The sequence below is a fragment of the Novosphingobium sp. AAP1 genome, from assembly GCF_001295765.1.
Classification (GTDB): Bacteria; Pseudomonadota; Alphaproteobacteria; order Sphingomonadales; family Sphingomonadaceae; genus Novosphingobium; species Novosphingobium capsulatum.
Genome location: NZ_LJHO01000004.1, coordinates 23291 through 38336 on the forward strand (window position 1 = coordinate 23291; position 15046 = coordinate 38336).

At 64.6% G+C, this 15046-nt stretch carries 10 protein-coding genes; 6 read left to right on the forward strand and 4 right to left on the reverse strand.

Annotated features, from left to right (window positions below; all coding sequences use genetic code 11):
* Position 1: 1 nt before the first annotated feature.
* From dpdJ to dpdD, 3 genes are read left to right on the forward strand one after another with little or no spacing between them, the layout of a single operon-like run.
* Complete coding sequence (gene dpdJ / locus IP65_RS09845; protein ID WP_197279245.1) at positions 2 to 4582, forward strand: protein DpdJ; 4581 nt, start codon at positions 2 to 4, stop codon at positions 4580 to 4582.
* The gene (gene dpdK, locus IP65_RS09850; protein WP_054131602.1) at positions 4582 to 5109 is read left to right on the forward strand and encodes a phospholipase D-like domain-containing protein DpdK; all 528 of its coding nucleotides are present in this window, start codon (positions 4582 to 4584) and stop codon (positions 5107 to 5109) included. The genes dpdJ and dpdK overlap by 1 nt, the downstream gene beginning before the upstream one ends.
* The gene (dpdD, locus tag IP65_RS09855) at positions 5106 to 7238 is read left to right on the forward strand and encodes a protein DpdD (RefSeq protein WP_054131603.1); all 2133 of its coding nucleotides are present in this window, start codon (positions 5106 to 5108) and stop codon (positions 7236 to 7238) included. The genes dpdK and dpdD overlap by 4 nt, the downstream gene beginning before the upstream one ends.
* 553 nt (positions 7239 to 7791) lie before the next feature.
* Here the strand turns inward: dpdD and IP65_RS09860 are convergent.
* Both IP65_RS09860 and mutM read right to left on the reverse strand, forming a co-directional pair.
* Complete coding sequence (locus IP65_RS09860) at positions 7792 to 9564, reverse strand: diguanylate cyclase (RefSeq protein WP_197279246.1); 1773 nt, start codon at positions 9562 to 9564, stop codon at positions 7792 to 7794.
* 135 nt (positions 9565 to 9699) lie between these two features.
* A complete protein-coding gene (gene mutM, locus IP65_RS09865) occupies positions 9700 to 10512 on the reverse strand; it encodes a bifunctional DNA-formamidopyrimidine glycosylase/DNA-(apurinic or apyrimidinic site) lyase (protein WP_054131604.1) in 813 nt (270 codons plus the stop codon).
* Positions 10513 to 10572: 60 nt separating this feature from the next.
* On the opposite strand from mutM, the gene IP65_RS09870 reads away from it, so the two are divergent.
* The 3 genes from IP65_RS09870 to IP65_RS09880 are packed head-to-tail and all read left to right on the forward strand — an operon-like array spanning position 10573 to position 14093.
* Positions 10573 to 11310, forward strand: coding sequence for a class I SAM-dependent methyltransferase (locus tag IP65_RS09870; protein WP_054131605.1), 738 nt, complete (start codon positions 10573 to 10575; stop codon positions 11308 to 11310).
* A 15-nt stretch (positions 11311 to 11325) separates the two neighbouring features.
* A complete protein-coding gene (gene ubiB / locus IP65_RS09875) occupies positions 11326 to 12960 on the forward strand; it encodes a 2-polyprenylphenol 6-hydroxylase (RefSeq protein ID WP_082350071.1) in 1635 nt (544 codons plus the stop codon).
* 35 nt (positions 12961 to 12995) lie between these two features.
* Positions 12996 to 14093, forward strand: coding sequence for an acyltransferase (locus tag IP65_RS09880; RefSeq protein ID WP_231627639.1), 1098 nt, complete (start codon positions 12996 to 12998; stop codon positions 14091 to 14093).
* A 101-nt stretch (positions 14094 to 14194) separates the two neighbouring features.
* Here the strand turns inward: IP65_RS09880 and IP65_RS09885 are convergent, their stop codons facing one another.
* On the reverse strand, positions 14195 to 14599 hold the full coding sequence (locus tag IP65_RS09885) for a hypothetical protein (protein ID WP_211183227.1): 405 nt from the start codon (positions 14597 to 14599) through the stop codon (positions 14195 to 14197).
* 6 nt (positions 14600 to 14605) lie between these two features.
* Positions 14606 to 15025, reverse strand: a complete 420-nt coding sequence (locus IP65_RS09890; RefSeq protein ID WP_054131607.1) for a hypothetical protein — start codon at positions 15023 to 15025, stop codon at positions 14606 to 14608.
* Between the last annotated feature and the right edge of the window lie 21 nt (positions 15026 to 15046).

The following is a 15046-nucleotide window of genomic DNA, read 5'->3' on the forward strand; positions in this document are numbered from 1 at the left end:
CGTGTCTAACCATGCCCTCGCGGTGCTCGACCGCATCGAGGCGATTGAGATGCGCTCCCTCGAATGGGGGTTCACCGATGGCGCTCTGAGCGAGGATGAAGCCTTCGATCTCGGCGATCAGGTTTGCGCGGCGGCAGGAGTAAATGGCGCTGACGGGCAGGATCTCGTCGAGGAACTGATCGATGCCAAGCTGATCTTTGAGATGGCGAGCGTCGGCGGCGACGTTCGTATCCGGTCGCGCTTTGCCGAGATGATGCGGCTGCTGGCTGCCAACCGGCAACTCTTCCCCAACAAGCCCTGGCAGGGTGCTCCGTCGCTCGTCGCCGACTTTCGGGTGGACTGCCGGCCGCGGCGCTTTCCCGAGCGACGGCGTTTGCCCGCCGATATCCTCATCGAGCATGCGTCGGTGCTGGGCGGGTCACAACTGCGTGAGGACCTCTGGCGGACGCTGACCTCGCGCGACGGAATGAAGCTTGCCGGCTTTCAGGAGCGCGCGGCGCTGCGTCTGTCAGCCGCGACCGACGATGGCGGCACGATCGTCACCGCTGGCACCGGAAGTGGCAAGACCATCGCTTTCTACCTGCCCGGAATGATCCGCATTGGTGAATCGATCGACGCCGATCATTGGGTTAAAGCGATCGCGATCTACCCGCGAATTGAGCTGCTCAAGGACCAGTTCGCCGAAGCGTTCCGCATGGCGCGGACGATTGATCAGACGCTTGCCGCGCACGGGCGCCGACCGCTGATCATCGGTGCCTTGTTCGGCAAAACACCGACCCGTGCAACCCGGCAGGAATTGATCGATAAGAGTTGGGTTCGGCGCGGCGAGGACTTTGTTTGCCCCTGGATGCGTTGTCCGCGCTGCGACGACGAGCTTGTCTGGCGCGGCGCTGACATCGCCGCCACCACCGAGCGGCTGGCCTGTGTTCAACCCGGCTGCGGCCAAATGATCGGCGACGAGCAGATCGTGCTGACCCGGACCCGGTTGCAGCGCGTTCCGCCCGACATCCTGTTCACCACGACCGAGATTCTGAACCAGCGCCTGTCCGATCACTGGATGCGCGGCCTGTTCGGCATCGGTCTCCCGCTTGGGCGCAAGCCATTGCTGGCGCTGCTCGACGAAGTGCACACTTATGAGGGTGGAACCGGCGCGCAAGCCGCGCTGACCTTGCGGCGATGGCGGCATTTACTGGCGGCACCGATCTCTTGGGTCGGTCTCTCCGCCACGCTCGGCGATGCGGCGCGCTTCTTTTCTGATCTGACCGGCGCGGCCCTGGATGACGTCGTCGAAATCACGCCGACGCTCGAGGAGTACGAGGAACAGGGCGCCGAATACCAAATCCTGCTACGTGGCGACCCGGCCTCACGCACGTCGCTGCTCTCTACGACGATCCAGACCTCGATGCTGCTGCCTCGGTTGCTCGATCCGCCCGGCGCGACCAACGTATCAGGCGCCTTTGGCCGGCGCGCCTTTCTTTTCACCGATGACCTCGACGTCACCAACCGCCTCTACGACGATCTGCGCGACGCCGAGGCATTCACGATTTTCGGTCGACCCGACGCGGCGCGCATGCCCCTTGCGAACATCCGCCGGGCCGGGCCCGATGCCGCGGTTCGCGATGTCGAGGGCCAGCGCTGGCGGATCTGCGAGGACATCGGCCATCCGCTCGATCACCGCCTGGTCGTCGGGCGGACCACCTCACAGGACGCCGGAGTCAATCAATCGGCCAATATTGTGGTTGCGACTGCTGCGCTTGAGGTCGGGTTCAACGACCCGCTCGTCGGCGCGGTCATCCAGCACAAGGCGCCGCGCAGTATGGCGTCGTTCCTGCAGCGCAAGGGACGCGCCGGCCGCGATCGCGCGATGCGCCCGATCACGCTCACTGTCCTGTCCGACTATGGCCGGGACCGCGCTTTCTACCAGGCGTTCGAGCATCTGTTCGATCCCTCGCTCGAGCCGCAATATCTCCCGATCCGCAATCCATATGTGATGAAGATTCAGGCTGTCTTCGCGTTGTTCGATTGGCTGGCAACGACCACCGTGGGCTATGAGAAGGCCTGGCAATGGAACCTCCTCAGCCGCCCGCTGCCGCAGGCGAGTCCCGCTGAGCGTGCCGTTCTCGATCGGACCCGCGCTAAGCTGACCCAGTTGGTGCAAGGCGACGCCGCCACCATCGACGATCTGCGCAGCTATCTGATGGGAGCGCTCGGGATCGATCGACCGGCGGCCGAAACATTGCTCTGGGAAGCGCCGCGCTCGCTTCTGCTCGAGGCGGTGCCCACGTTGGTCCGGCGGCTGTTCCGCGGCTGGCAACTCGCGACCCCACATGCCGGTGCGACGCTTGATCTGCAGATCGATCACCATCCACTGCCCGATTTCGTCCCGCGCAACCTGTTCAGCGACCTGAGCTTGCCGGAAGTGCGGGTCATCATCCCGCCCGCGACGGTCAATCACGAGGAGCGAGTCGAACAGATGCCGATCCTCCAGGCGCTCAATCAATTCGTGCCAGGTCGCGTGACCCGCCGCTTCGCCTATGAGCGCGGCGCACTGTCGCACTGGATTCCGGTCGATCCAGCGTTTCCCGAGCAGGATCGTCGGATCAGCGACTACGCGCCCGAACATGAGTTCGTCGGCAGCTTTACCGGCAGCCTCAATGATCATGTCGGCGGAACGCCGCTCCTCGTCTTCCGACCGTGGACCGTACGCCTCGAACGTGCCGCTCGCACCGAGGCGCTGCCGAGCAGCAACGCACAACTCGTCTGGCAATCCGACATCGTCGCCAATGGTGATGCTCTCGGCGTGCCGGTCCCCACGCGGTCGGAATGGCGCCAATATGTCCGCGCCATCGACTTCCATCTGCACCGGTTCCACTCGAGTGTGAGTGTCCGGCGCTTCGCCGGGACGGCGCAGGCGAATGTCCGAACGTTACAGGCCGATTTTCCCGTCACGCTGACCTTCACCAGCGATGATAATCGACCCGCTGCGGTCGGCTTCGAACTCGAGGTCGACGGGTTCCGCCTCGATCTCGCGTTGCCGCATGCCGACATGCTGAGCGGTGATCGCTTGCCCCCCGATGTCCTCGCGGCGAGCAAACTCGCTTACGTTCGTGACCTGATCCGGTTGGACCCGGAACTGCCGGACGACTTAAACCAATTTCAGCGCGAATGGCTGGTCCAGTTCCTATTGTCGGCATTGCTTGCCGATGCCGCGACCAACGATCGCCCACTTGCCGAGACGATCGCTGACCTGTTTGACAAAAACCGGATCGAGAGCGTGTTCGGTGCTGTCATGGACGATGTGTTCGGCGCGATGGCGCCGACGCTGCCCGACAGCGACGATACCGAAGATGCCGATACCGCCGATGATGCGGATGGAAATGGCGGGCATCCCGCCGGCGGACCTGCTGGCGCCGGTGCGGCAGGCGGAGGAGGGCGCTTGCAGCAGGCGCTGCTCCAGCAACTCGGTCGTCCGGTCGTCCGGGACAGGTTGCGCGCGCTTGCCGCGCAACTAGTCGCGGTCGATCCCGCGATGTTCGGCACTTGGCTTCGTCGCCTGATCCTCGAAACACTCGGCGAGGCGATGCTCCAAGCGTGCATCGCGGCGGCACCGCGACAGGCCACCGTTGACACCCTCCTCGTCGATATCCGCGATGATGCAACGTCCGATGTCGCAAGTATCTGGATCAGCGAGACGACACTTGGCGGCGGCGGTGTCCTCGAAGCCTTTGCCGACCGTTTTGCCTCCGAACCGCGCCTATTCTTCTCCGCGCTCGACGCGGCGCTTGCGCCCAGCGACTTGGAGTTGGTCGATGGCAGTTTGCGTGAGATCCTAACCCTCGCCATCGACCATGCCGAGGTCAGGGAACAGGTTACGCAACTGCGTGCGACGAACTCGCATGGTGAGCGAGCGATCCTGTGGCGGACGCTCTCACACACGCTCGCGCAGCGCGGTGGGATCGATCTGAGCCATGCGCTGTCGGTTTCGCTCAACAATCGCCTGCTGCGCGCCGGCTCGGGTCCCCAACTCGATCGATTGCTGCTCGACCTGCAAACGCATTGGGATGCGACGCAGGACCGTTTCGGCATTGCCATCGGCCTACGCGAATATGCCTATATCGCGAGCCGCGACGCCCCACTTTCGAGCGCCGTTCGGGCATTCCTCGCGGCGACACTACCGGCGGCCGCCGTCGCGCATGTTACGGTCCTGTCGGCAATCACGAGCTTGCTCTGGCCGCGCGCGAATGAAGTGCGTCAGCGCGTTCTACAGTCCTACCATCCGTTCCGGCAGACGCGTTCGACCGACCCCGCTGTCGTCCGCAATCTGCTGCTAAGCCGGGCGATCGCGACGATCGCCTTCAACAATCCCAATTGGGAGATCCTGCTAGCATCCGCGTTTGAGGCCCAGGGTACGGCACGGCTCATTGCGGATGCGGGCGAGGCCCGGCTGTTCCGCGCCGTCCTCGTTCGCCTCTCGGCGACCCCTGTCAGCGTCGGTGTGCTTCAGTTCTTCCCCGCCATCGAGCGGGTCGAACGCGCCGATGGCCGGATTCTCGCGACGCTGACCCTGAGGGAGCAGGTCTGATGCTCTATCCGTCACGCGACCTCCATGGCCCGACACAGTCGCGGGCAGTCCGCGACCTGTTTCAAAGCCTGTTCGTCGCCGAACTCATCCATCCCAGCCCGAAGCTGTGGCTGTTCTTCGCCTGGATCAGCGATGTCGAGATCATCGACAATTCTGCGCGCGAGTTCGCAGCGCTCGAGCCGGATTGGCCGGCGGCGCCGATCCGCTTGTCGCAGGTGCTCCGTGCTCTACTCGCCCGCGGCGTCGAACTTCGGCTGGTGATCCGCGTCGACGGCCACAATGATTATTTCATCGCTCGCCTTCAGACGCTCAAGGCGCGCTACGGCGATCAGATCAAATGGACCGTGGAGAAGAGTTTCCACGCCAAGGGCCTGCTCGGTGCCGACTACTTCTTGAGCGGCTCAATGAATCTCACGCTCAACGGCGTTTCGATTAACGGCGAACATCTCGTACTTCGGACCGACCCGGCGGCGGTCGCCGAGCAATCGATCGAGCTTGAATCGCGCTGGGAAAGCCAGATGGCATGATCGGCCCGAACCTTGACGCGGCGCGGGCCGTGCTGGCAGATCTCGTCGCGCTCCAACCATGCGCGAGCGCGAGCAATGAACTCGCGGCATTATGCGCGGACGTGACCCAATCGGTGATCTCGGAGACATTTCCCGGTGCGCTCGTTCCTGTAATCGACAGTGCCGGATCGATGCAGATTGATGTTGCGGCGCCGACCATGTCCGACTGGCGGCGGCTCAAGCCCGTCCTGCTGGCGTTCGCCGGACCGACGCTCACCGGGTTTGAAGGCGTGCCAGAGCCGTTCGCGGCTGTCGATCCGATTGGCGCCCGACTTCAACTTGCCGCGCCCGCTGTCACCGCGATCATGCGCTTGCCGGCCGACAATCGCGCACGCGTTGCGGCCTTGCGCGCGCTCGCTCGCGCGCGCGAAACGCTAGCGCGCGCGCCCGACTTGCAGCGCTCGGCCCCGGTCCCGACCTCTTGGCTGCTTGCGCGGTTCCAGGATTATCTCAATGTCGGGGGCCGCGATGCGGCCACCGGCATTCTTGACCGCCTTCGCAGCGAACTCCGTCTCGACGCACTCAACGTCAAGTTTCTCGAAGTACAACTGCTCGCCGTCTTTGAGGACTGGGCGACAATCGTTGACCTCCCCCAATTCCCGAGCCTCTGCGCCGCCCGCAGGACGCCGGCGATCTCCGCGATCCTCCTGGAAGCACTGTATCAAACCCATATTGCTGGACCATTCGACGCTGGGAATGTGGCTGAAACGCGTGCTGCGTTCGAGAGTTCGGTCCAGTCCTTTGTCCAGTCGATGAGTCTCGCCGCTGCAACGGTAGGGTTGCGGGTAGGTGGATGGCGGCTCCTCGGTCTGCAAACACTCTCAGATCCCGATCGCATAGACCTGCTCGCCATCCTTGCCGACCGGGTGCGGGACTTGGGCTGGATCGCAGACCTGTTGCCGGCCCAACCGCCGCTCGCGCCTCAAGGGGGCGAGGTTGTTACCCCGATCGATGCCGCGCGTGAAGCGCTGGTACAAGCTGATGCGGTCGACAGCATAGACCTCCTTGCCGATGCAATGGCAGCAATGTCACGGCTCAGTCCTGAGGAATTGGCGTTGCTGCGTGAGACGATGCCGTTCCGACCGATCGTGCAGGCGACCGATGAGTTGGCGAATATCGCGCCGCCGACATCATGGACGGCCTGGCTTGATCGCGCCGGGGATCCAGCCTTCGCCAACGCACTCGATATTGCGCGGCGCGGCAAGGATGAGTGGGAGATCGGCGCATCGACGGGTGATCCAGTCGCGGTGCGTGCCCTTGTCGCGGCACTCGAAAAGGTACAAGGCGATGAGCTTGCCGCTAGTCGAACTACTCAGGCCTTGCCCTATTTGGTCGCCTGGCTGCAGAGGGACCACGAATTCCCAAGACCTGCTCTGTCGCCGGTCTATAGTGGGATATTGACTCTCTTTGCGCTCGGAAGTGCGCGCGGAACAACCATTTACGAGTCGAGCCAAGTGTTGGTTAATGGGCTTCTGGCCTCGGGTGTTGACCCAAAGACCTATCGCGACCTGATTGCAGATATCGACGAGATCGCAGGTGACGGCTTTGGCGTCGATATGATCTATTGGGTTCTGGAGTTCGTCGAGGGTTTCATGAACGCCGCCACGCCCGATGCGAGTGCCCGCGAGACGTTCCTACATCGCATTCTTGCGCGCATCGTTCCAATCTTTGGCCGCCTTACCCGCATTCAGCGGATCGCGGTCAGATTGTTGTCGAGCGAACTCGGCTGGTCGCTACCGGTAACACCGGCAACCGATGTTGAGCCCGTGGATGATGGCTTGGCTAGCCGCCTGGATGGCTTGCGCATCGCCATCTATTCGCTGACGGAATCCTCAAGCCGGCAAGCCAAGGCTGTGCTGGAGGAGATCTCGCCGTCAGTAACGGTCGATACAAATGCCGATCACGGCGGTAGCCCCCGGCTGCGCGCGCTTGCGGAGAATTCCGATCTCTTTGTGATGACCTGGTTATCGGCAAAGCACGCAGCTACGGATTTCATTCGCGAGCATCGTGGCGGCCGATCATTGCTGTACTCGCAAGGGAAGGGATTCTCGAGCATAGTACGAGCTATTGAGGTCCATCTATTGAAATAGTCATGACAATTTCGAGCCGTCCCTGCCAGAAACAGCGTTTGCTGCGACGGTGAATTGTTCCGATCTAGAGTCTGAGCCTCCAAGGCCACGGCTTGGATAGTTCTGCTCGCTTAAGTCCCCTTGCGAACTGGCGTTCGGCTTGCACCATTCTGAGAACCGCGGATATTTAGGTCACCGCGTTGGAACGACCGGAGTGTCCCAGACCTCGTCGTTCGGAATGGCATATAGTCTGTCCGGCAGGACAGTTTGCAGGGCGCAGCATCCCCTCAGAAGACCGGATAAGGGCCAGACGGCGTGCCGCCATCGCTTAGATGTCATCAACATTGCGGCAACGCTGGACAACGAATCACCACCCATTCCAGTCCATGGCAGTCCAATCACAGCCAACGATTCCCGGGTTCTAATTGGGGGACTACACGAAATACCGTTTTCACTAAAATGCTGATTATAAGCATTTAATTTCTTTCCGTTGGATTCCCGCTACCCTCCCAAATCAGTCCAAAACCAATCACCACGCCGTGGCTCTGCGCCATCTGTGCAGCAGGCCGATGCCTCAGGCCGCCAAGGCTTGCGGGTCGATCACCAGGCGGTTGCGGCCGTCGCGCTTGGCGGCGTAGAGTGCGGCATCGGCGGCCTTGAGCAGGGCCACGCCTTCGCGGTCCATGCCGGGCGCCCAGGTGGCGAGGCCGAACGACATGGTGACCGAACCGAGGGCACGTTCGCCCTGGCGCACGGTCAGCAGGCTGATCGCCTGGCGCACTTCTTCCACCCTGGCGGACAGCACGTTGGCGTCCGTCGCCGGCGCGATCACCACAAACTCCTCGCCGCCAAAGCGGCAGACCACGTCGCCATCGCGGAAGCGGCGGCGCAGTTCGGCGGCTACGGTCTGCAGCACCTGGTCACCGGCATCGTGGCCGAATTCGTCGTTGAAGCGCTTGAAGTGGTCGATATCGCACATCACCACGGTCAGTGGCGCGCCCGAGCGGGAGGCGCGGGCCATTTCCAGGGCCAGCGTTTCTTCCAGGTAGCGGCGATTGAACAGCCCGGTCAGCGGATCGCGGATGGTCTGTTCGCGCAGCCCGCGCTGCAGGCGGTGGTTGACCAGGGCCGAGGCGATGTTCTCGCTCAACACTGCCAGGCGAAAGCGGTTTTCGGTGCCGATCGTGCCTTTGAGATAGAGCACCCCGATCACCTCGCCACCGGCCAGGAGCGGTTCGCAGTGGTAGTGATCGGCCCCGGCGCCGACATGCGGGCACACGATGTCAGAGCCGGGCTCGTCCACATAATGGCTTTGCCCGCGCCGCAGCGCCCAGCATTCTTCGGGGGCAAAGCCGGTCTGCTCCGATTCCAGCCCGCCCCAGGTGGCCGTGGGCACCAGCAAGTTGCGCGAATTGTTGTGCACGAACAGCGCGCCGGGAATCTGCGGCAGCACGCGTGGCACGAACACGCGGATGATCGCGGCGAGTTCATCGTCGGTGCGCGCGGCCTGCATGCGATGCGCCATGCCGCCGAGGATCTCGATCACCTCGCCCCGTTCGCGCAGGGTATCGGCATTGTGGCTGAGCGCGGCATTGGCCGCCCGAAGGTTTTCGGCCGCTTCGGCCTGGTTGGCCACCGCGCGTTGCAGTTCATCGGCCATAGCGTTGTAGCCACTGGCCAGCCGCTCGAACTCGCGCGAACCCATTTCGCCGGAAATGCGCGCGTGGCGCTGCCCGGCGCCAAGATCGCCCATCACCGCCAGCATCGCGCCCACCGGGCGGCGGATGCGCAGGATCAGCGAGCGCGCCACCAGCGCCAGCATCAGCAGCGTCAACGGCGTGCCGAGAATGACCAGCCAGCGCGTGACGCGCAGCAATTGTTCCACCGCCGCCATGCGATCGCCCGCCAGCGCCCGCTCGTCGAGCAGCAGGTCGTTCACTTTGGCATCGACCAGTTGCATCAGTTCCAGCCCGCGCCCGGCCGCTGTCGCCGCGCGCGCCTGGTCGAACGCGCCGCGGCGCGCCAGGTTGGCGGTCGCCTCCAGCGTATCGGCGCGGCCATTGACCAGCACCTGCAACTGGCGCGCCCGCTCGTTCTGTTCGCCGTTGTCGGTCGTCAGGGTGACCAGTTCCGCACTGTCGCGCCTTGCCGCCGCCAGGGCCGGGCCAACCGCGCGGGCGAAATCGGGGTTGTGCGTCAGGGTAAAGCCGCGCTGGCCGGATTCGGCCACGCGCAGGCTGCCCAGCGCATGGTTGGCCGTGCGCAGCACGCGCGACGAGTGATCGAGCCAGCCCAGGTTGTTGTGCATCTGCACCGTCACGGCCAGCAGGGCGCCGGCCAGAATCATGATCAGCCCGGCCAGCGCCGCACACAGCAAAAGGATACGATGAGACAGCGATCCGACCAAGGCAACCCAACCTGTTTTGACCCGAAGGCGTGGTGTAACAGACGAGCCGCTAAAGAGAAATCGACCTCGGCAATGTTACTTTTGACACACGCTGCAAAAAAACGTCGATCGGCCGCCCTGCACCACGCGCGCCACTGGCCGGCCACAGCCGCATGGATCGCCCTCGCGGCCATAGACGAGGAAATCCTTGGCGAAGTAGCCCAGTTCGCCATCGGGCCGGGCATAATCGCGCAGGGTAGATCCGCCCGCCGCAATCGATTCTTCCAGCACGGCGCGGATTTCCGGCACCAGCCGCTTGAGCGCGGGTAGCGTGACCGTCCCGGCCTCGCGCTCGGGATGGATGCGCGCACGATGCAGCGCCTCGCACACATAGATGTTGCCGAGCCCGGCGACGATCCGCTGGTCAAGCAGCATGAGCTTGATCGCGGCGATGCGGCCGGCAAAGGCGCGGGCCAGGTGCTGCGGCGTGAGCCCCGGCCCTAGCGGCTCGGGGCCCAGCGCGGCAAACGGCGCCCAGGCATCGAGCGCGTCGTCGTCCACCAGGTCAACCGAGCCGAAACGCCGCGCATCGTTGAGCGCGAGGACATGCCCGTTGCCGGTTTCGAGCACCAGGTGATCGTGCTTGCCGATCTCGTCAGGGTCGATTCGCCACCGCCCCGACATGCCGAGGTGAAACACCATGGTGCGCGCGCGGTCGGTGTGGATCAGGCCATATTTGGCGCGCCGCGACAGGCCGCTGACGCGCGCACCGGTCAGCGCCTGCGCCAGGTCTGGCGGAAACGGACGGCGCAGATCGGCGCGGCGCACGGATACGCGGGAAATCGTCTCACCGGCAAGAATGCTCGCCAGCCCGCGAACGGTGGTTTCAACCTCTGGTAGTTCGGGCATCGTGCGCTCCTGCTATCATGCTTTGCGCCTGCGGCAATTCCCCTTTAAAGGCCCTGAACCATGACCAGCCCGGATAGCGTGTCCTTCGGTTACGAGGACGTCACCCCTGAGGAAAAGACCGCCCGCGTCGGTGCGGTGTTTTCCAGCGTCGCCAAAAAGTACGACGTGATGAACGATGCCATGTCCGTCGGCATGCACCGCGTGTGGAAGGACCGCTTCGTGGCCCGCGTGAAACCGCGCGAAGGCGAGCAGATCCTCGACATGGCCGGCGGCACCGGCGACATCGCCTTTCGCATGGCGCGCGAGGGCGCCGCGATCACGGTTTCCGACATCAACCAGGACATGCTCGACGTAGGCATCGAGCGAGCGATGGAGCGCGGCATCGACGGCCTGGTATGGTCGCGCCAGAATGCCGAGGAACTCTCGTTCGGCGATCGTTTCTTCGATGCCTATACGATCGCGTTCGGCATCCGCAACGTCACCCGCATCGACCAGGCCCTGGCCGAGGCGCACCGCGTGCTCAAGTTCGGCGGGCGGTTCTTCTGCCTGGAATTTTCCACCACGCAGTGGCCCGGCTTTGCCGAAGTCTATGATGCCTATTCGCACAAGCTGGTGCCCAAGATCGGCCAGGCCATTGCCGGCGACGCCGAATCCTATCGCTATCTGATCGAATCGATCCGCCGCTTTCCCAAGATGGGTGAATTCGAGGGCATGATCAAAGCCGCCGGGTTCCGCCACACCAAGGTGGAGCCGATCCTGGGCGGCCTGGTGGCAATCCACTCTGGCTGGAAAGTCTAAGCGAGCGCCTTTGCCGTGACCCGTCCTGCCACCCACATCCGCCGCCTGCTGGGCTGGGGCCGCATCCTGGCGCGCCACGGCGCGTTGCGCCTGCTGGAAGAAAGCCCCAACACCCCGGCGCCGGTGCGCCGGCTGTGCCGCATCGCCCGGTTCGGCACGCTCCAGCCGGTGGTGCCCGATTATGCCGGTGCCTTTCGCGCGATCGGCCCGGCGGCGATCAAGCTGGGGCAAACGCTGGCCACCCGGCCCGACCTGGTGGGCGAGGAAGCGGCGCGCAACCTGCTCGCCCTGCAGGACAAGCTGCCCCCGGTCGATTTCGCGCTGATCCGGCGCGAGATCGAAACGAGTTTCGAGCGGCCGCTGGAAAGCCTGTTTTCGCGCTTTGACGAAGAACCGGTCGGCGCCGCCTCCATCGCGCAGGTCCACCAGGCGTGGACGGCCGACGGGCGCAAGGTGGCGGTCAAGGTGCTGCGCCCCGGCGTGCGCGAAAAGCTGGCCCGCGATATCGAGACCTATGAATGGGCCGCTGCGCATCTGGAAGCGCTGGGCGGCGAGGCCGGGCGCCTGCGCCCGCGCCTGATCATCGCCAATTTCAAGCGCTGGACCGCGCGCGAGGTGGACTTGCGCCGCGAGGCGGCCAGCGCGTCGGAACTGGCCGATGCCATGCACGCCTTTCCTGGCTATCGTGTGCCCGGCATCGATTGGGACCGCACCAATGGCCGCGTGATGACGCTGGACTGGATCGATGGCGTCAAGATCAGCAATCTCGACGCCATCGATGCCGCCGGCCACGATCGCAAGGAAATGGCCAGCCGCCTGGTGCTGGCCTTCCTGACCCAGGCAATCAGCGGCGGCTATTTCCATGCCGACATGCACCAGGGCAACCTGTTCGTGGAGGCCGATGGCACGATCACCGCGATCGATTTCGGCATCATGGGCCGGATCGATCGCCAGGCGCGGCAATGGCTGGCCGAAATTCTCTATGGCCTGACCACGGGCGACTACAAGCGCGTGGCCGAAATCCATTTCGAGGCGCAATACGTGCCGAGCTATCACTCGGTGGACGAGTTTGCCACGGCGCTGCGCGCGGTGGGCGAGCCGATGCGCGGCCGCCCGGTGAAAGACCTTTCGGTTGGCCAGATGCTCGACGGGCTGTTTGCCATCACCCGCGATTTCGACATGCAGACCCAGCCGCACCTGCTGCTGCTGCAAAAGACCATGGTGATGGTCGAAGGGATCGCGCAGCAGCTCGATCCCGATATCAATATGTGGGAAACGGCAGCGCCATTCGTGCGCAACTGGATCCGCGACGAACTGGGGCCGGAAGCCGCGATCGCCCAGCGCGTGCAGGATGATGCCGCCACGCTGCTGCGCGTGCCCGCCCTGATCCGCCGCATCGAGGAACGCTTCCCGCCCAAGGGCGGTGCGCCCGAAGCCCCACCCCTGCCCCATGTCGACCTGATGTGGGAGCGCAAGCGCCGCGATGGCCAGGCGCAAGGCGGATCGGGTGGCTGGGCCGGGCTGGTCCTGGCCGCAGCCTTGGGTGCAGCGGCAGTGCTGGGGCTTCAGGCCTGGCACCATCCGCATCCGCCCCATCCGCACGACATGCCGCCGCCACCGCCGGCCGATGATTGGCATCGCCATCCGTGAACGCGGCTGCCGGTCCTGCACCGCGCCCGGCACCGTTGCCCGGGCTGCGGCTGGCCAAGCGCCATTTCAACGCGCTTGACCTGTCACGCGTGATTGCCGCGTTCTTCGTGCTGTTCTGGCATTACCAGCATTTCTTCGTGCCGCCGGTCGGCTATGGCTTTCACGTCAACCGCGCCGCGATGATCCCGCTCTATCACCCGCTGCGCTGGCTGTTCGATTATGGCCACATGGCGGTGCAGTATTTCTGGGCGGTCTCGGGCTTTGTCTTTGCCCATGTCTATTTTGCCGACAGCACGGCAATGCAGCGGTTCTGGCTGGCTCGCGTGGCGCGGCTCTGGCCGCTGCACCTCTTGACGCTGGTGATCGTGGCCGGGTTGCAGGCGATCTACACCCACATCAACGGCACGGCGTTCATCTATCACGAGCAGGACTGGAAGCATTTCCTGCTCTCGATCCCCTTGGCGCACTATTGGGGTTGGCAGCACAACCAATCGTTCAACGGGCCAAGCTGGTCGCTTTCCACCGAAATCCTCGCTTATGCGGCGTTCTGGGTGCTGCTGCCGGCGATGCGCCGCGCGCCCTTGCTGGTGTCGTTGCCGGTGGCCGTGATCGTCCTGCGCCTGTTCTTCCTGGGCTGGCCCGACGAGCCGGTGCTGACCTGCATCGGCTATTTCTTCATGGGCGTGGCGGTCTATGCTGCCGCGCTCAGGGGGTGGCTGCCGGTGCCGGTGCTGCTGGGCAGCGCAGTGGCCTGCGTTGCCGCCGCCTGGATCGCCACCACCCGCTACCACGCCGAAGACGCCACGATCCTGGCGGGCACGTTTGCCGTGCTGTTTGCCACGCTGGCGATCGACCTGGCCGACAAGCGCGACCTGCTCGCCTTTGGCCGGCAGTGGGGCGAGGCGTCCTATGGCATCTACCTGTGGCATTTCCCGATGCAGGTGGCGCTGGTACTGCTGATCGATGCCACGCTGGGCAGCCGCGCGATCGCGCAGCAACCGGCATTCCTGATCTTCTTCCTGGTGGCCGCGGTCGCCGCCGGTTTTGCCTCGCACCGCTGGATCGAACGACCGGCGCAAAAGGCGGTGCTGCGCTGGGCGGGGCGATGGAGTGGCAAGGCGGCTCGGGCGTAGCGCTGGCGGGCTTCGACAAGCTCAGCCCGAACGGGGATCGGAGACAGTTCCTTGCACTCTGGCTTCGTTCGCCCTGAGCCTGTCGAAGGGCGAAAAGCGCCCTACCCTGCCAATTCCCCCACGCGGTGGTGCGGCAGGATGCGCCAGGCCGCGCCCAGCACGATGACGTGCAAGGCTTCCACCGCCATCGGCTGGGCCCATCCCGGATAGGCGCCAACCAGCGCCAGATCGAGCGCCCGGCCAAGCAGCGCCACGCCAAACAGCAGGCCCGGCACCAGCAGCAGGTCGCCGTTGCGGCGCCAGGCGCCAACCATCATGCACAGCGCCGCCACGCCGAAAAACGCGGTGAAATCGGCGCGGATCGTGGCCCAGCCGGCCGGAACCGCCGCGCTCACACCCAGGATCGCCGCACCGGCGTGGGGCGTGAACAGGAACGAGGCGGCCATGAAGACATCGAACAGGCCGAGCAGGAATACCAGCGCCGTCAGGGCAAAGCGGATCGGCATCGCGGTTCAGGCCAGGTTGGCGTGATGCGGCGCGGGGGCAGGTGCAGGCACCGCGTCTTCATCAGCCTGGCGGAATGCGTGCCGCGCGCCCAGCAGCAGGGCAATATGCGCCACGTCCAGCACCATCGGCAGCAGCCAGTTGGCATAGGTGCCGAAGGCGACGAGGTTGACCAGCCGTTCGGCCAGGGCGCCGATGAAGATGAACGTGGGCACCAGCAGCAGATCGCCGTTGCGCCACAGCGCGCCGGCGATCATCGCCACGGCGGCCACGCTGAAGAACGAAGTGCAATGCGCGCGGATGATCGAAAGACCATGCGCCGCGCGCGCCAATTCGGCGCCATCATGCGGCGTCAGCAGCGAAGAGCCGACAATGATCAGATCCACCAGCCCGGCCAGCAGCACGAGCGCGGTCAGCACCACACGCATCGAGTCTCTCCAACGCCCTGT

Coding starts and splice junctions, on each gene's coding strand:
- dpdK (WP_054131602.1), top strand. CDS start 4,582: ATGCTCTATCCGTCACGCGACCTCCATGGCCCGACACAGTCGCGGGCA.
- dpdD (WP_054131603.1), top strand. CDS start 5,106: ATGATCGGCCCGAACCTTGACGCGGCGCGGGCCGTGCTGGCAGATCTC.
- IP65_RS09860 (WP_197279246.1), bottom strand. CDS start 9,564: ATGATTCTGGCCGGCGCCCTGCTGGCCGTGACGGTGCAGATGCACAAC.
- mutM (WP_054131604.1), bottom strand. CDS start 10,512: ATGCCCGAACTACCAGAGGTTGAAACCACCGTTCGCGGGCTGGCGAGC.
- IP65_RS09870 (WP_054131605.1), top strand. CDS start 10,573: ATGACCAGCCCGGATAGCGTGTCCTTCGGTTACGAGGACGTCACCCCT.
- IP65_RS09885 (WP_211183227.1), bottom strand. CDS start 14,599: ATGCCGATCCGCTTTGCCCTGACGGCGCTGGTATTCCTGCTCGGCCTG.
- IP65_RS09890 (WP_054131607.1), bottom strand. CDS start 15,025: ATGCGTGTGGTGCTGACCGCGCTCGTGCTGCTGGCCGGGCTGGTGGAT.